The following is a 1,722-nucleotide window of genomic DNA, read 5'->3' on the forward strand; positions in this document are numbered from 1 at the left end:
CTGCGGGCCCGGGGGGACGAGGTGCGGCTGGTGGCGAGTGCGCGGTACTCGCCGATGGTCGTCGCGGCGGGGCTGGAGCTCGCGCCGCTGACGGCCGATCCCACGGAGATCCTGGAGTCGGAGGCCGGGCAGGAGTTGCTGGCCGGCGGGCGTAATCCAGTGAAGTTCCTTGGTGGATTCCGGCGAATCCTGGGGCCGATGGCTGAACGGTTGCTGGCGGAGTGTTTGGACGCCTGTAAAGGTGCGGATCTGATTCTGGGGCCAACACTCGGTTTCCTTCCTCGGCATATTGGTGAACATTTCGGGGTTCCGTGGGCGCTGATTCATTTTCAGCCGAGCGAGCCGACCGGCGCGTTTCCGCATCCGTTCGTTCCGCAGGCGCGCGTCTTCGGTCGGTGGTCGAACCGGGCGAGCTTCCTGGCTGTCGATCAGGTCGCTTGGCAGTTGTCCCGCCCCTTCATCAACCCGTGGCGGGCCGAGACGCTGGGACTGCGGCGGCTGCCGCTGAGGGGCAAGCGAACCGATGGTGGGACGGTACTGGCCTGCTTCAGCCCGGCGGTGGTTCCGAGGCCCAAGGACTGGGCGTCCAACGTGAATCTCACCGGGTACTGGTTTCTCGATGAGCCTGAGTGGGAGCCTCCCAAGGAGCTTGCGAAGTTTCTGGCGGCCGGCCCGGCCCCGGTCTACGTCGGGTTCGGGAGCATGGTGCCGAAGGACGCCGAGATGACCGGGATGGTGGTGCGGACGGCTCTGAAGCTCGCGGGGGTACGAGGCATCGTGCAGGGTGACCCGGCGAGTTCCGACGAGCATGTGTTCGCCGTGCAGGACGTCCCGCACTCGTGGCTGTTTCCCCGGGTGGCGGCCGTCGTTCACCATGGGGGCGCCGGGACCACCGCGGCAGGGTTGCGGGCCGGTGTGCCGGCCGTGGTGTGCCCGTTCTTCGGTGACCAGCCGTATTGGGGTGAGCGTGTGGCTGCGCTCGGGGCGGGCCCTGCTCCGTTGCCGTTCCGCGAGATGACCGTGCCGCGACTCGCCTCGAAGATCCGGCGGGCGGTCCAGGATCAGGGGATGGCCGACCGGGCGAGCGAACTGGGCCGGCGCATCCGGGACGAGGACGGCGTGGGACGCGGGCTGGAGATCATCGACTCGCTCCTTTGATGAGACGTCGTAACTACGTCGCTTGAGCGAGCCGAACTCCGACGGGTGCTAGCGAGATTTCTTGACCGGGGGCGGCCGGTCCTGCGGTGGGCTCTACCAGGTTCGCGGCAGGTGAGGGTCCGGAGGTCAGAGGGTGTCTTCCTCTTCACCCCAATGCCAGCCTGAGCCGTCCGAGTTGGGGACGATCGCGCGCCTGGGTCGTGGAGTTCGCGATGGCCTCGGCTGCGGTGGGCCGTCCGCCCAGGGTTGCCAGGGCGCTTCGGTATGTCCGGCTGGGCCAGGCCCGGCGCCCGGAGGCGTCCGGAAGACAAGTTTCGGTGGCCCGTCCATGCTCGGCTGGTGCGCGGGCCTGAATGCGTCGTTCGCGTCCATTGGAGCGCGTGGCGCGTGGGCTGGGCCCGGCGCCTCTGCAGGGGCCTCCTGCCACTCAATGCTGATTGGCGCACGCGGTTCAGCACCCCCGGGCGGTGCCAGGGGCTGCTCTGACGTTGGGGTGAGGGGCGCATGCGATGGCTCGGCGGTGCCGGGTGTGCCTGGCCCGGCCTGCGGGACAGGGCTGTGGCC

At 69.0% G+C, this 1,722-nt stretch carries 1 protein-coding gene; it reads left to right on the plus strand.

Features of this window, described 5'->3' with window-relative positions; translation table 11 throughout:
* The coding region (locus tag E1293_RS46845; protein ID WP_132206576.1) for a glycosyltransferase at window positions 1-1,158 on the plus strand (1,158 nt) is incomplete at its 5' end.
* Between the last annotated feature and the right edge of the window lie 564 nt (window positions 1,159-1,722).

The sequence above is a fragment of the Actinomadura darangshiensis genome, from assembly GCF_004349235.1.
Classification (GTDB): Bacteria; Actinomycetota; Actinomycetes; order Streptosporangiales; family Streptosporangiaceae; genus Spirillospora; species Spirillospora darangshiensis.